This is a genomic window from Haloarcula sp. NS06 (assembly GCF_051122755.1).
In the GTDB taxonomy this organism is placed as follows: Archaea; Halobacteriota; Halobacteria; order Halobacteriales; family Haloarculaceae; genus Haloarcula.
In genome coordinates, this window is sequence record NZ_CP184844.1 from 2,381,958 (window position 1) to 2,397,132 (window position 15,175).

The 15,175-nt window shown below is 62.3% G+C and carries 8 protein-coding genes and 1 pseudogene; 7 read left to right on the forward strand and 2 right to left on the reverse strand.

Features of this window, described 5'->3' with window-relative positions; genetic code table 11:
* From ACODNH_RS16280 to ACODNH_RS16300, 5 genes are all read left to right on the forward strand, one after another.
* Entirely contained in the window at positions 1–2,448 is a 2,448-nt protein-coding gene (locus tag ACODNH_RS16280) for a type II secretion system F family protein (protein ID WP_434530580.1), read from the forward strand.
* 38 nt (positions 2,449–2,486) lie between these two features.
* Entirely contained in the window at positions 2,487–4,151 is a 1,665-nt protein-coding gene (gene ligA / locus ACODNH_RS16285) for an ATP-dependent DNA ligase LigA (RefSeq protein ID WP_434530581.1), read from the forward strand.
* A gap of 64 nt (positions 4,152–4,215) precedes the next feature.
* Positions 4,216–4,962, forward strand: a complete 747-nt coding sequence (locus tag ACODNH_RS16290; protein WP_306706030.1) for an MBL fold metallo-hydrolase — start codon at positions 4,216–4,218, stop codon at positions 4,960–4,962.
* Positions 4,963–5,060: 98 nt separating this feature from the next.
* Positions 5,061–5,540: a hypothetical protein gene (locus ACODNH_RS16295; RefSeq protein ID WP_306706032.1), complete on the forward strand. Its 480-nt coding sequence runs from the start codon at positions 5,061–5,063 to the stop codon at positions 5,538–5,540.
* A 135-nt stretch (positions 5,541–5,675) separates the two neighbouring features.
* Complete coding sequence (locus tag ACODNH_RS16300) at positions 5,676–6,959, forward strand: PQQ-binding-like beta-propeller repeat protein (protein WP_434530582.1); 1,284 nt, start codon at positions 5,676–5,678, stop codon at positions 6,957–6,959.
* A gap of 27 nt (positions 6,960–6,986) precedes the next feature.
* Here the strand turns inward: ACODNH_RS16300 and ACODNH_RS16305 are convergent, their stop codons facing one another.
* Positions 6,987–8,093: a DNA topoisomerase IV subunit A gene (locus ACODNH_RS16305; protein WP_306706036.1), complete on the reverse strand. Its 1,107-nt coding sequence runs from the start codon at positions 8,091–8,093 to the stop codon at positions 6,987–6,989.
* A gap of 1 nt (position 8,094) precedes the next feature.
* Positions 8,095–10,486, reverse strand: a pseudogene (locus ACODNH_RS16310) (DNA topoisomerase VI subunit B).
* Between the two features lie 138 nt (positions 10,487–10,624).
* On the opposite strand from ACODNH_RS16310, the gene gyrB reads away from it, so the two are divergent.
* Entirely contained in the window at positions 10,625–12,553 is a 1,929-nt protein-coding gene (gene gyrB, locus ACODNH_RS16315) for a DNA topoisomerase (ATP-hydrolyzing) subunit B (RefSeq protein ID WP_306706040.1), read from the forward strand.
* Positions 12,550–15,003, forward strand: a complete 2,454-nt coding sequence (gyrA, locus tag ACODNH_RS16320) for a DNA gyrase subunit A (RefSeq protein WP_434530583.1) — start codon at positions 12,550–12,552, stop codon at positions 15,001–15,003. The genes gyrB and gyrA overlap by 4 nt, the downstream gene beginning before the upstream one ends.
* Positions 15,004–15,175 lie beyond the last annotated feature (172 nt).

The following is a 15,175-nucleotide window of genomic DNA, read 5'->3' on the forward strand; positions in this document are numbered from 1 at the left end:
ATGGCGCTGAACCCGCTCGGTCTGGCACCGCTCGCCGTCGTCGTCGGAATTCTTGGGCTGGTCGGCTACAGCACTGTCAACGAGCGCTTCGACCGCAACGTCACGCGGCTGTCCCGACGGCTCTTCGGCCGGTACGTGGGCCAGTCGTCAAAACGCGAACGCCAGCTCGAAGCCGCATACGTCGATGAGACGTACCGCGGCTACGCCGCTAGGACGCTGGTGTACGCCTGTGTCGGAGCCGTTGGGGGCGCTATTACTGGCGCGTACGCTATCGGCGGCTTTCTGCTGATTCTGCCGGCACTGGTGAACCTCGCACAGGGACTCCCCTCGACGATGGTGACTGCCTTCGGCCTGCGCACGTTCGAGCTCGTGTTGACGCCGACACAGACGCTCTACATCCTCATCGGCGGCGGCGTGCTTTCGGGTGCAGCAACGGCCGGACTCACGTACCTCTACCGCTGGGAGCGACTGAAAAATCAGGCGGACGTGCGGAGCCGGAACATCGACGAGGGGATGGCCCGCACCATCGCCTTCATGTACGCGCTCTCCCGCGGTGGAATGTCCTTCCCCGACGTGATGCGTGTGCTGGCCCGAAACCAGGAAATCTACGGCGACACGGCGAAGGAAGTCGGTGTCGCCGTCCGGGAGATGGACCTGTTCGGCCGGGACATGATCACGGCGCTCGAACACGTCTCCCGGCGGACTCCCAGCGAACAGTTCAAGACGTTCACCGAGAACCTCTCCAGCGTCCTCCAGAGCGGCCAGTCGCTGGCCCCGTTCCTCCGCGAGCAGTACGAGCGCCATCAGGAGCAGGCCGCTGAGCGGCAGGAAGACCTACTGGAGCGGCTGGCCACGGTCGCCGAGGCGTACGTCACCGTGTTCGTCGCCGCCGTCCTCTTCCTGATGACGATTCTCCTTGTGTTCGGCCTGACGACGACGGACACGCTCTGGCTGTTGCAGTCGATGGCGTATCTCGTCATCCCGCTGGCTAACGTCGGCTTCATGGTGTATCTCGATAGCAAGCTCCAGTCGCTGGGCATCGGGAACGGAGGGACGACAGATATTCTGGACCGGTACGAAACGGCGACGCTGGGGAAACCCAGTCTGGGGTCTGGCCCTCTCAGCCTGACCGACGGCGGCGTCGTCCCAGCCGACGAGGCGAACTGGCACCGGCTCAGGTTCCATGACCGCGTGAAATCGCTTCGCGAACTGCTCAGCTCTCCGATTCAATCGCTGGTCTGGAACCCGGTGTACGTCCTCTATCTCACCGTGCCCGTCGCAGTAGTGTTGCTGGTCGTCCGCGCCCCGGCGGCGTTTCAGGCGTCGACGGTCAACATCCGTCTCCTCGACGACCTCGTCATCCAGTCAGTCCTCCTTATCCTGGGGCCGTTCGCGCTAGTTCGGTTCATTTACACCCAGCGGCTGTCCCGTATCGAGGACGCGACGCCGGATCTGCTTGAACGGCTGGCGAGCCTGAACGAAGCCGGGATGACCGTCGTGGAGAGCCTCCGCCGTGTTCGTGGCAGTGACCTCGGCGTGCTCACCGAAGAGATGCACCGCATCTGGGCTGACATCAGGATGGGCGCGAACGTCGATGACGCGCTCGTCCGGTTCGGTCGCCGGGTCCAGACGACGGCGATTACGCGCATCGTGACACTGTTGACCCACGCGATGCACGCCTCGGGCCAGCTCGGCCAGGTGTTCCGCATCGCGGCGACCCAGTCGCGGGCCGACCTCCGGCTGAAACGACGGCGACGCCAGCAAATGCTCACCTACCTCGTCGTCATCTACGTCGCCTTCTTGGTGTTTCTGGTCATCATCGTCGCCGTGCAGGAAGTGCTCGTCCCGAGTTTGCCCTCCAGTGTGCCGACGCCGGCCGGAGAATCGAACCGTCTCGGCGTCAGCGTCGACCAGTTCGCTCGCTTCGGCCGCGTCGATAAGGCCGCGTACACGCTTGTTTTCTTCCACACTGCCCTCATTCAGGCAGTCCTGACCGGCTTCATTGGCGGCCAACTCGGTGAGGGCACGCTCAAGGACGGCGCGAAACACGCCGCAATTTTGCTGGGTGTCGCGTACATCGCGTTCATCCTGCTGTCCTCGCCGGTCGCGTCGATGACGGTCACCAGCCCAGCCGTTTCCGGTGACCAGATAACGGTCGAATCAGCGTCTCTTTCGGAGGGCGGATTCATCGTTGTCCGCCAGTTCGAAGAGGATGGAAGAGTGCTTGGAACTTCCGAGTATCTCTCCTCAGGGTCCCACAGCGACGTACAGATAACGCTTGACAGGCCGCCGTCAACCGGCCAGTCGCTCGTACTCGTCGCCCATCAGGACACCAACGAGAACCAGCAACTCGACTACCGCTTCGGCGACAGTTCGGGGACCCCGGACCGGCCATATGCGTCGTCGACGGCTGGCGAGAACGTCACCGTCGAGTACACGGTCGAGTGACGCTGGATTTACAGTGCCCAATCGGGTAGGAGGCGCTGATGGAGTTCGCCGCCTTCGCTGACCGCGCCGAAGCAATCGAAGCTGAGAGTGCCGACACTGCGATAACCGAGGCGGTGACCGACCTGTTCACCGACGCAGGGCCGGACCTCTCGACGCTCGCTCGCTTCGTACAGGGCCGGGTGTTTCCGGCCTACGAGTCCCGCACGCTCGATATCGGGCCGCGGCTCTGCTACGAGGCGATTGCCCGGGCAGCGGGTCAGAACGTCAGTGCCGACGACGTTGAGAAGCGCCTGGCCGACATGGGTGAGATCGGAGCCGTCGCAGCCAGCTACGATCTCGGCGGTCAGCAAGGACTCGCCGCGTTCGGCGCTGGTGGCGGAGGAGACGACGCGCTGACCGTCGCGGAACTCGACGCCGAGCTACGGGAGCTGGCCGCTGTCGACGGCAGCGGAAGCCAAGGGACAAAAGTCGACATCCTCTTTGGCCTGTTCTCGCGGTGCTCGTCGACGGAGGCCGGCTACCTCGCCCGCCTCGTCCTCTCGGAGATGCGTATCGGCGTCGGCGAGGGGACGGTCCGGGACGCCGTCGCGGCCGCCTTCGACGTGCCGGTCGAGGCCGTCGAGCGGGCCGTACAGGTGTCGAACGACTACGGGATGGTTGCCGAAGTGGCCCGCGACGAGGGCGAGCCCGGATTGGCGACCATCACGCTGGAAATCGGTCGCCCCGTTCAGGCGATGCTGGCACAGGCGGGCACGGTCGCTGGCGCGCTCGAAGACTGGGACCGCGCCGCGGTCGAGTGGAAGTACGACGGCGCTCGCGTGCAGGTCCACTTCGACGGCGAGGACGCGCGGCTGTTCTCTCGGAACATGGAGGAAGTCACAGACCCGCTCCCGGAGGTCGTCGATACCGTCGAGTCGACGCTGGACGCACCAGCAATCCTCGACGGTGAGGTGGTCGCAGTCGACGCGGACGGCGACCCACTCCCGTTTCAGGAGGTCCTTCGGCGCTTCCGCCGGAAACACGACGTGGCTGCGGCACGCGAAGACGTGGCCGTCCGCCTGCACGCTTTCGACTGCCTGCATGCGGACGGCGAGGACCTGCTCGACGCCCCACTGGAGGCCCGACATGACCGCCTCGAATCACTGTTCCCGGCTGACAGCGATGTCGTTTCCCAGATGTGGCTGTCCGACGACCCCGACGAGATTGAGGATCTGGAATCGGCGGCCCTCGCCGCCGGACGGGAGGGCATCATGCTGAAAGACCCGACCGCAGCCTACTCGCCAGGGAAGCGGGGCAAGCACTGGCGCAAGCGCAAACCCGACGTAGAGACGCTTGACTGCGTCGTCACCGGCGCGGAGTGGGGCGAGGGTCGCCGGGCGAACGTGCTCGGCTCATTCGAGCTTTCTGTCCGAACTGACGACAGCTACGCCACCGTCGGCAACGTCGCGACCGGTATCACCGACGAGGAACTGGACGACCTGACCGAGCGGTTCGAAACCCACATCCGACGCGAGGATGGCCGCGACGTAACTCTCGAACCGGCGGTCGTCTTCGAGGTGGGTTACGAGGAGATACAGGCTTCGCAGTCCTACGCCTCGGGCTACGCGCTTCGGTTCCCGCGGTTCCTCTCGGTCCGCGCGGACAAGACGCCTGACAGCGCCGACTCGCTGGCGCGGGTCGAGCGGCTAGCCGAGTCACAGTAGCGCCACTGGGGCTGTTTCGAGACGGACCGACACGCGTAATGGGCGTCTCCAAGAACAACCGTTCATGACAGTCAGACACGACGGCATCACTGCGGAGTGGCTCGGCTACGCGACCCTGCGGCTGGAAGGCGAGGACACGGTCGTCTACTTCGACCCCGGTCGGTACGGCGTCCTCACCGGAGAGTGGGAGCCAGACACGCCCGGCATCGGCCACCCGCCGACGCAGGACTACGCCCCCGAGGACGGCGACATCGTCTGTGTGACTCACATCCACCACTACGACCCCGATGGCATCCGCCGCGTCGCGAGTGAGGACGCCACTGTCGTCGCGTTCGAGGGTATCAACGTCCACGCCACCGACCGCGACCTCGACCGCCTCGCCGATCTCGACTACGAGGTCCGCAAGGTGTCGATGGAGGCCGACGTGCTGGTCGATGATGTCCCAATCTGGACCATGCCGGCGTACAACCACGAAGACGGCCGGAATGTGAAAGACGACGGCAGCCCCATCCACCCGAGGGGCATCGGCTGTGGCTTCCTCGTCTCGCTGGACGACACCCGCGTGTTCTGGCCCGGCGACACCGACGTACTGGACGGCCACGCCGAACTCGACGTGTCGCTGTTCGTCCCCACTATCGCCAAGAACTACACGATGAACCGCCACGAGGCCGCTGATCTCGCCGAAGAGATGGACCCTGACCTCGTGTTGCCGATGCACTACAACACGTTTGAGTCGCTGGAAGCGGACTCCGGTGCGTTTGCCGAGGACGTCGCCAAACGCGGGGTCCCGGTCGTCTTGGACGAAAGCTAGCTGGTGCAACAGCCAGACCACGTGACCTGAGACGACGGGCACCCAACTTCACCTGTCAGTCAAAACAGTATTAAATCGCTCATAGGAACACGACTGTGATGGAGCGCTCCAGCAAACGAGCAGGAGAGGCACGGTCCTCGACTGATCGAGCGCCCTCATTTGGGCACCTACTGCTAGTCTGGGTCCTCACTGGGTCGTCCCTCTGGTCTCTCGGCGCTACGGTGGCTGATGCGATTCAGGTCGAACTTCCGCTATCGACAATGGGGACAGGCTTGCTGTTCGGAACGGTCGTCGTCGTGCTGTTCTGGATAGCCGGCTTTCAACCCTCACTCGCGGCCAGTTTCGGGTATTTCGTTACTGAACAGGTCATCAACATAGTCCTGCTTTTCGGCACCATCTTTCTCTTCGTTCCGCCCTCTACACCGTGGGCCACGGCTGTGCTCCAGTTCAGTTCGATCTGTCTCGCTGCGACGCTGGTGTTTACGCCCGTCGGGAAGCAGATACGGAACTCTTTCCAGCGATCTGTCCGTTCTTTGCTTAAACTACCGCCCCAGAAGCAGTCGGCCAATCACGATTGATTCGTCGCCACGCAGAATCAGGCCAAACACAATCGGGTTCGCTGCTACTCAGATAGTGGATCGATCATACGCCTCCGACTGCACTGATTTCACTCGACAGAAAGTACTTACCGAGCGACTGGAGTTAGATTGTCAATGCCCTCCTCTCGTCGGCGATACCTTCGTGGCTGTGCCGCGACCCTCGGACTGGCAACCGCTGGCTGCCTCGGTTCGAACGAGTCTAGAGAGACAACACCGACAGAAACCGAGGCAATGACGGAATCAAAGACTGAGACTGCCACCCCCACACAGAGCAAGGAAACGGAATCGTTTGTCGCCTGGCAGCAGTCGCTTGAATCTAAAGTCACGGCCCAACCAGCCAGTACGGACGACAGCGTCTACGTCGGCACAAAGTCGGGAACCGTCAAATCGCTCGCAACTGCAGGCGGGAGCCAGCAGTGGTCGTACGACGCGAGCGATGGCATCCGCTCGCAGCCGATACGCGTCGGGAACAGCGTATTCGTCGTAAGCGGGAAAGAGGGGCTGTACAAGGATCACATCGTCGTCGCACTCGACACCGAAACTGGTTCGAAGCAGTGGACGTTCGCTCCCGGAGAGTGGTGGCTGGAGCTGCTTGGCGCGACCGAGGATATGGTGTACGTCGGGACGAACACCGACGCCCCGTCGAAGCAGGGGCGAACGCTCTACGCGCTCGCTGTTTCTGATGGGTCGGTACAATGGTCCGGCGAAGTCGGTGACCAATACGGGGCAGTTTTGGATAACGGGACGATATACGTGGCCTCGCGCGGCCAATTCTACGCGTACGACACTGAGACCGGTGAGCAACGGTGGGCCACTGACGTTTCGGATTACTACTCCCAGACGATGGTTGCCACCGACGGCACCCTCTGTTACGCCGCTGATGTGGACGAGACCCACGGCACGCTACTCGGTGTGGCCGCCGACACTGGCGAGACGCTCTGGACCCACGGAGAAGGGTCCATCGCATCGACGACGCTCCACGACGGGACGCTCTACGTTGGTGGGACACACGTCGCCGCGCTCGACCCGACGACTGGCGAGCAACGGTGGCGAACGGACCAGTCTGGGTACGTCCAACAGGCCCCGGTTCAGAACGGGACTCTCTATACGGGTGGCGACGTGGTTCGCGGTCACGACAGTAGTACCGGCGAACTGGACTGGACGTGGAGGCCGGAGACGAATGTTAAAGGGGTAGTGCCGGCGGCAGTCGTGTCTGATACACTGTACGTGGACTCATGGGCGTACGGCGATCCACGGAATCGGTTCAAGTTTGCGCTCGATATGAACGCTGAGACGAAACAGTGGGCGTTCGATGTTGAACGCGAGCTGACCGACCTGTCTTTCGGGAAACAATGGGCGTACGTCGCTGCAGAAGACACTGTGTACGCGCTAGAATAGCCGGAAAGCCGTCCGCCGATGCCGCGTCTACAGCACGCCCATCTCGTCCAGCCGTTCGGGCAGGTACGTCTCCGTCACGAAGTCGAGCCCCCGAGACGCGAGCGCCTGCTGCTCGGCCTTCTTGTTGATGTCGAGCTGGAGTTCGATCTGCTCCTCCCAGAAATCGGTCTGGAAGCGCGGGTCCTCCAGTTCGCTCTCTAAAGCGTTGACATCGGAGTCCGCCAGCGGGTCCGTCGGCAGTTCGTACTCGACGATGTCCTCCGGGCGGATGCCGATGAACTGCGCTTCGGGCGTCGCCAGATACTCCGAGAGATGCGCGCTCTTGATAGAGCCATAGGAGACCGACCCGAAGATGCGGTACGACCACGGGTCACCGTCAGTGAACACCGTAACCGGGAGGTCGAGTTCGTCGTGGAGGCGCTTGATGAGCCGTCGGGTCGCCCGCGCTGGCTGACCGCCGAGGTGGACGACCAGCGCGTCGTACTCGTCGTCGAAGCCGTTCTCGACGAGTCGGTCGCGCATGCCACCGGTCTCTACGCAGAGGACGAACTTCGCGTCGTTGTCGAGGAACTCGATGGTGTCGGGGTTGTTCGGGATCTGGTAGCCGCCCTGCCCCACGTCGTCCTGACAGTGGATTTCGCGGTCCCCGCGGTTGGTCTGCTCGCGGAGGAGCAGTGGCCCCATTACCTTCGCTCCGGATTCTTCCGGGCGCATGTGGAAGTCCTCACGCTTGACATCGGAGACGATTTCCAGATCCTCGATGAGGTTGTTCGACTCATCTTGCGTGTTGAACTGGGCCTCGTCGAGGTCCCAGGACTCAGAGAGGTAGTACAGTTCACGCAGGGTCGATGAGCGGTCTTCCTCCAGTTGCTGGGAGAGGAAATCGATGGTGTAGACGGCCTTCAGAATCTTCTCGGCCCCGGATATCGTCTTTGCCGACCGGGTGGAGTTCCGGTCACCGTACACCCAGACCTGCTCGTCCTCGTCGAAGACGATGTTGGACTTGGTCCGGGTCGGGATAGTCATTGTCGGGACCTCGCCGTCGGCGAACTGGTCGTAGAAGTCCGCCGCGAGGTCGATGAGTTGCTCGCGCGCTTCCTCGGTGTCGGGTGTGGTGTCTGAGTCGGTGCTCATATCAGGCGTTCACCGTGAGTTTCTCCTCTTCGATACCGTCGACCGAGACGGTGAACTCGGCCTCGTCGGTCACGCTGTATTCAAGGACAGCGGTCTCGCCGGCTGCCACTGTCGGAGACCACTTGACGAACCACTCGCCGTCCATTTCGACGACCGATGCGCCGTTGGTGACCTGTGGTTCGGCGGTGACGATGTCGGTCAGTTCCACGTCCGCGTTCGTGTCGTCGTTGTTCTCGATGCGGACCCGGACCGTGTCGTCCTCAACCTCGCGCTCGACGAGGACGTTGTTCATGATACGGGCCAGCGAGTCGTCGATGTGCAGCTCGTCGTTGTCGGTGACTTCGGTGAGCTTATCGGCCATCTCCGGCAGGATGGTCGCGAGCTTGTCCTGCTTCTCGCGGCGCTGTTGCATCGAGCGGCGCTTGTTCAAGTAGCTCTTGAGTTCGCGAGCGGCCTCCCGGATGGCGAGTTCGATCTCGTCTTCCATCTCGGGGACGTTGGCGATGGCGTCCTTGGACTCGCTGGTGAAGGGCACGTTTGTCGAGGCGACGTGAACCATGATGACGGCCGGTCCCTTCGGGATGCCGGAGCCGCCGGGCTGGTCAAGATTGTAGTTGCGCCAGCGGATGGACTTCACAACGTCAGTCGTCGCACAGGCCCCGCGCTGGTATACCAGCGGTACGCGGTTGGCGAACCGCATCACGTCGACGGTTCCCTCGCTTTCGAGTTCACCGCCGTAGGCGATACCCGCCTCGACGATGAACGGGTCGCCGCCGTGGACCGACGCATCCCGCGTCGAGGCGGCATAAAAGTCCGCGTCGAACTCCTTCCGAAGTCCTTCCTCGACCAGTTCCGCGCTGATGGGGGAGAGACAGTCCGTCGGCGGTGCGATAATGTCCGTCTCGCGCATCGCCGACAGAAGTTCACTCGCGGTATCGCGGTCGTCGGCGATATCGGAGACCTTTGGCGGCTCCTCCGGGACACCCTCAGCGGCCATCCAGAGCGCTTCGAAGACGTTCTCGCGGGCCGTCTCACCGAAGGTGGCGTCATCTTGCTCCTCGGTCATGTCGGCTGCGCGGTCGATGTAGTCACGGAGTTCGTCGCGGGTTAGCCGGTGGCGGCCGTCGTCGTCGAACTTGTCGGCCAGTCGGCTCGCCAGCCCCTCGATTGCGGCGTCGTCCTTACGTTTCGTTGTCACTTCATCAACGAGGGCGTAGAGGTCGCTCGATAGAGTATCGCTGACGGCATCCCAGGCGGCTTCGACGGCGTTTTTTCGAACTGTCGCACCGAACGTCGTGTCGCCGTCCGCTTCGGCGTCTTCGGCCGCCGAATCGACGATGGATTCGACCTCGTGGTACGCGACCCGGTCGCGGTCGTGGATAGCATCGGAGACGGCGGCGGCGAACGTCGCAGTAGTCTCAGCACCCTTGTTCGCCACGGCATCCTCGACAGCGCTCTCGATGTCGGCGTCCTCGTTGACCTTCGGCGGCTGCCAGGCCATGCCGCGGCCATAGTGGCGGTCGTTGAAGTTCGCGATGACGCTGTCGGCCGTCTTCCCGCCGACGCGGGTGAACTCCTCTTGCATGAAGCCAGACACGGAGTACGAATCGGTGGCTTCGAGCATCTTCAGGAGTGTCCCCAGTTCGACGCCGTGGGGGTGCGGGCGGATCTCTTCTGTCTCGTCCGGGAGTTCCGCGCGCTCGGCCCGCTCGAACTTCAGGGACTCGCTCTAGCCCCGGTTCGTCGAACTCAACGCGGGCGTGGGGATTGACAACAGCGGTGTCCTGAATGTAGTCCCGCAGCGTCGACCGGGCCCGCATGTTGGCCTCCATTTCCAGTTCGATTCGCGTCCCGTGGGGGCGCTCCCACGTCGTCGTCTCGTCGACGCTGATTTCGGGTTCATTGGTGTCCGTGTCGACGATGAGTTCGAAGTACTGCGCCTCGTCCTGCCCCTTCGGCCGGGACGTTATCTTTGCGGGCTTGCCCGAAGTCAGCTGAGAGTAGAGTACAGCCGCGGAAATCCCGATCCCCTGCTGTCCGCGGTTCTGCTCTCTGGCGTGGAACCGGGAGCCATACAGGAGCTTCCCGAAGATTTTCGGCGCCTGTTCCTTCGTAATCCCGGGGCCGTTGTCCTCGACGACTAGCTTGTAGTAGTCGCCGGACTCCTGAATCTCGACGTAGATATCGGGGAGAATACCGGCCTCCTCGCAGGCGTCAAGCGCGTTGTCGACGGCCTCCTTGACGGCCGTGACGAGCGCCCGGGCCTCCGAGTCGAAGCCCAGCATGTGCTTGTTCTTCTCGAAGAACTCGGCGATGGAGATGGCCCGCTGGGATTCGGCCAACTCCTCGGCGATCCCTTCGCCCTCGCCGAGTCGCGACTGATACGAGGTCATTGTCGTGCGGTACGTACCCGCGTCGGGCTTAAAAGGTAATCGCCACCAGAGTGAAAGTGAACGCTGCCCCCGAAATCGCAGTCCCGCGCGCGTGCGGGAGCTTTATACGTCCCCCTCTATTAGGACGGGTAAGTTCCTATGTCAGGAGAGTCTGATGAGTACGGCGCAAAGTCGATCCAGACCCTCGAAGGGCTGGAAGCCGTCCAGAAGCGACCCGCGATGTATATCGGGTCAACGGACGCTCGTGGCCTCCACCATCTTGTCTATGAGGTGGTCGACAACGCGATCGACGAGGCGCTCGCCGGCTACTGTGACAACATCGACGTAACGATTCACGACGACGGCTCCGTCTCTGTCAGCGACGATGGACGGGGAATCCCCGTCGATACCCACGAAGAGCATGGCCGCCCGGCCGTTGAGGTCGTGATGACGATTCTCCACGCCGGCGGGAAATTCGACAACAAGTCCTACCAGGTTTCTGGCGGACTCCACGGGGTCGGGGTGAGTGTGGTCAACGCGCTCTCGAAGTGGCTCGAAGTCGAAGTCAGGCGCGACGGCGCGCTCTGGAAGCAGCGCTTCGACCACGGCAAGCCGGAGTACGACCTGAAGGAGGTCCGTGACCTCGAACCCGACGAAGAGACGGGCACAACGGTCCGCTTCTGGCCCGATGACGAGATATTCGAAACCGGCGAATTCAAGTTCTCGACACTCTCGTCTCGACTGCGCGAACTCGCCTTCCTCAACTCCGGTGTTGCCATCTCTATCCACGATGAGCGCGACGGCGACACGGAGACGTTCGCCTACGACGGCGGCATCCGTGAGTTCGTCGAATACCTGAACGAAACCAAGGACCCGCTCCACCGGGATATCATCTACTTCGAGGACAAGGAGGAAATCGCGGAGGGGCCAGTTCAAGTCGAAATCGCCATGCAGGGGACCGATGATCTGCAGGGCTCGATCCATGCTTTCGCCAATAACATCAACACACGCGAGGGCGGGACACACCTCACAGGATTCAAGACATCACTTACACGGGTCATCAACGATTATGCGACCGACAATAATCTGCTGAAAGATCTGGACGATACACTCAAAGGCGACGACATCCGCGAAGGGCTGACGGCCGTCATTTCTATCAAACATCCCGACCCGCAGTTCGAGGGTCAGACCAAGACGAAACTCGGTAACAGCGAGGTCCGTGGCATCGTCGAATCGGCGATGCACGACGGGCTGGCGACCTTCTTCGAGGAGAACCCCGATACGGCCGAGGCCATCGTCGGAAAAGCTGTCGAAGCCGCGAAAGCACGGAAGGCTGCACAGAAGGCCGAGGAGCTCACTCGGCGGAAGTCGGCACTCGACTCGACCGCACTGCCCGGAAAGCTGGCTGACTGCCAGACGCGGGACCCCGAGGAAGCCGAACTGTTCATCGCCGAGGGTGACTCCGCGGGCGGCAGCGCCAAACAGGGCCGCAACCCGGATTTCCAGGCGATCCTCCCGATTAAAGGGAAGATTCTGAACGTCGAGAAACATCGGCTGGATCGGATTCTAGAGAACAACGAGATACGGAACCTCATCACTGCACTCGGGACCGGTATCGGTGACGAATTCGACATCGAGGACCTGCGGTACGAGAAGATCATCCTGATGACGGACGCAGACGTCGACGGTGCACACATCCGGACACTCCTGTTGACGCTGTTCTACCGGCACATGAAGCCGCTGCTGGAAGCGGGCTACGTCTACGCCTCCCAGCCGCCGCTGTACCGGATTCGCTACCGTGGAGACACCTACGACGCGATGACGGACGCGGAGCGCGACAAAATCATCGAAGAGAAGTGTAACGGGAACCCCACTCAGGTTCAGCGGTTCAAGGGCCTCGGTGAGATGAACCCCGATCAGCTCTGGGAGACGACAATGAACCCTGACAACCGGATTCTCAAGCAGATTACCATCGAGGACGCCGCGGCCGCGGACAAAATGTTCAACATCCTGATGGGCGACGCTGTCGAACCGCGCAAGGAATTCATCAAGGAACACTCGCCTGAAGCGGAGTGGGTCGACATATGAGTTCCGACATCACAGACGATGCGAACGCCCCGGCAGAGCAGATCAAGCACGTCCGCATCGAGGACGAGATGGAGCAGTCCTACATCGACTATGCGATGTCGGTCATTGCGGGACGGGCGCTCCCAGACGTTCGGGACGGTCTCAAACCTGTTCACCGGCGCATCCTCTATGCGATGCACGAGATGGGCGTCTCCTCGAACACCACTCATCGGAAGTCCTCCTCGATCGTTGGCGACACGATGGGTGACTACCACCCACACGGCGACTCGGCCATCTACGACACGCTTGTTCGGATGGCACAGGACTTCTCGATGCGGTATCCGCTGATCGACGGGCAGGGGAACTTCGGTTCGATGGATGGCGATCCGGCGGCTGCCATGCGGTACACGGAGGCGCGGATGGCCCCCATCGCCGAGGAACTGCTCGAAGACATCGAGAAGGACACCGTTGATTTCTCCAGCAACTACGACGACCGCCTGCAGGAACCCGACGTGTTGCCGTCGAAGGTCCCGAATCTTCTGTTGAACGGGTCTTCCGGAATTGCTGTCGGCATGTCGACCAACATCCCGCCGCACAACCTCGGCGAACTGGTCGACGCGACGGTCCACCTGCTGGAGAATCCCGAGTGTACCGTCGAGGACCTGATGGAACACGTCAAGGGGCCGGATTTCCCGACCGGCGGCAACATCGTCGGCCGCGACGCCATCTACTCGGCGTATGCGACTGGCCGCGGCCGCTTACGGGTCCGCGCGGAGTACGAGGTCGACCCGGAGGAGGGTCGCATCATCATCAGTGAACTTCCCTACCAAGAGAACAAGGCCCGCGTCGTCGAACGCATTGCTGACGACGTGAACGAGGGGAAAATCGAGGGCATCTCGGACCTCCGCGACGAGTCCGACCGCAACGGCGTCCGTATCGTCATCGAACTCAAGCGCGGGGCGAACGTCGACGTAGTCGAAAATCGGCTGCTCGACCACCACCTCGAATCCACGTTCGGCGTCATCAACCTCGCGCTGGTCGATGGCCAGCCGAAGGTCCTCTCGCTGAAAGAGAGCCTCCAGCACTACATCGATCACCGTCGCGAGGTCGTCCGCCGGCGCTCAGAGTACGACCTCGCCGAGGCCGAGGACCGTGCTCATATCCTCGAAGGCCGGTTGAAGGCACTCGAGAACGTCGAGGACGTGGTCGAACTCATCCGTAACAGCGAGGACCGCGACGCCGCTCGCACTGGGCTGCAGGAGTCCTTCGAGTTCTCGGAGGATCAGGCCGCCCATATCGTCAGGATGCAACTTGGCTCGCTCACCTCGATGGAAGCGGCCGAAATCAAAGACGAGTACGAGGACGTACAGGACACGATTGACTACCTCGAATCCGTCCTCAACAGCCGCAAGAAGCTCGACGGCGTCATCGCCGACGAACTCCAGGAAGTCAAAGACGAGTACGACGATGACCGCCGGACGAGCATCATCGAGGATGAGGGGCAGGTCACTCACGAGGACCTCATCCCAGAAGAGGACTGCGTCGTCGTTATCACTGAGGACGACTACATCAAGCGGATGCCTGTCGAGAACTTCGATCCCCAGAACCGCGGCGGCAAGGGGATAATCGGCGCTGACCCCAAGGAGAACGACCGCGTCTCGAAGGTATTCCGGGCCAACAGCCACGACTACCTGCTCTGTTTCACTAATCAGGGACAGGTCTACCGGCTCAAGACCTACGAGATCCCGGAAATGTCCCGCACCGCACGGGGCAAGTCCGCCATCAACCTCATCGACTTAGACGACGGCGAGGAACTGACCGCCGTTGTCTCGACCGACGAGTTCGGCGACGACGAGTGCATCACGATGGTGACCCGGAACGGCTACGTCAAGCGGACCTGCTGTTCGGAGTTCGAGAACATCCTCTCGACGGGTATTATAGCCGCCAAGCTCGAAGACGGCGACGAACTCATCGACGTGGGCGTCACCAACGGCACTGGCGACCTCGTCATCGCCACGGAGGCCGGCATGACCATCCGCTTCAGCGAGAGCGAAGTCAGCGAGATGGGCCGTTCCGCACGTGGTGTCAACGGCATCAAGCTGCAGGGCGACGACAAGGTCGCGGCGATGGTCGCTACTGACGACGACGACGACCCCCGGTCGCTGCTGACCGTCACGGAACACGGCTTCGGGAAGCGGACCAAACTCGACGAGTACCGCACCCAGTCCCGCTACGGCAAGGGACTCATCGACATCAAGACCGACGACCGCAACGGTCGCGTGTCGACGGCCAAGGCGGTCACCGACGAGGACCATCTGGTCATCATGTCCGAACAGGGCCAGATCATGCGTATCCGCGCCGGCGACGTGTCGCAGGTCGGCCGGAACACGAAGGGTGTGACGATTATGGGACTCGAAGACGACGACCGCGTGGCGAGCGTAACGGTCGTCCCGGCAAAGACCGACCAGTAGCCGCGAGCGATCTTTTTCATCTGGTTGCTATGTCCGTGGCATAGACATACCCGTATCGACGACGTACCCCGCCCATGGACCTGCCCCGGCATCTCTCACAGCACGACCGGGCGGCACAGTTGCCGCTGGTCACCGAGAACGCACGGGTGACGCTCGTCGAACCGATGGATCG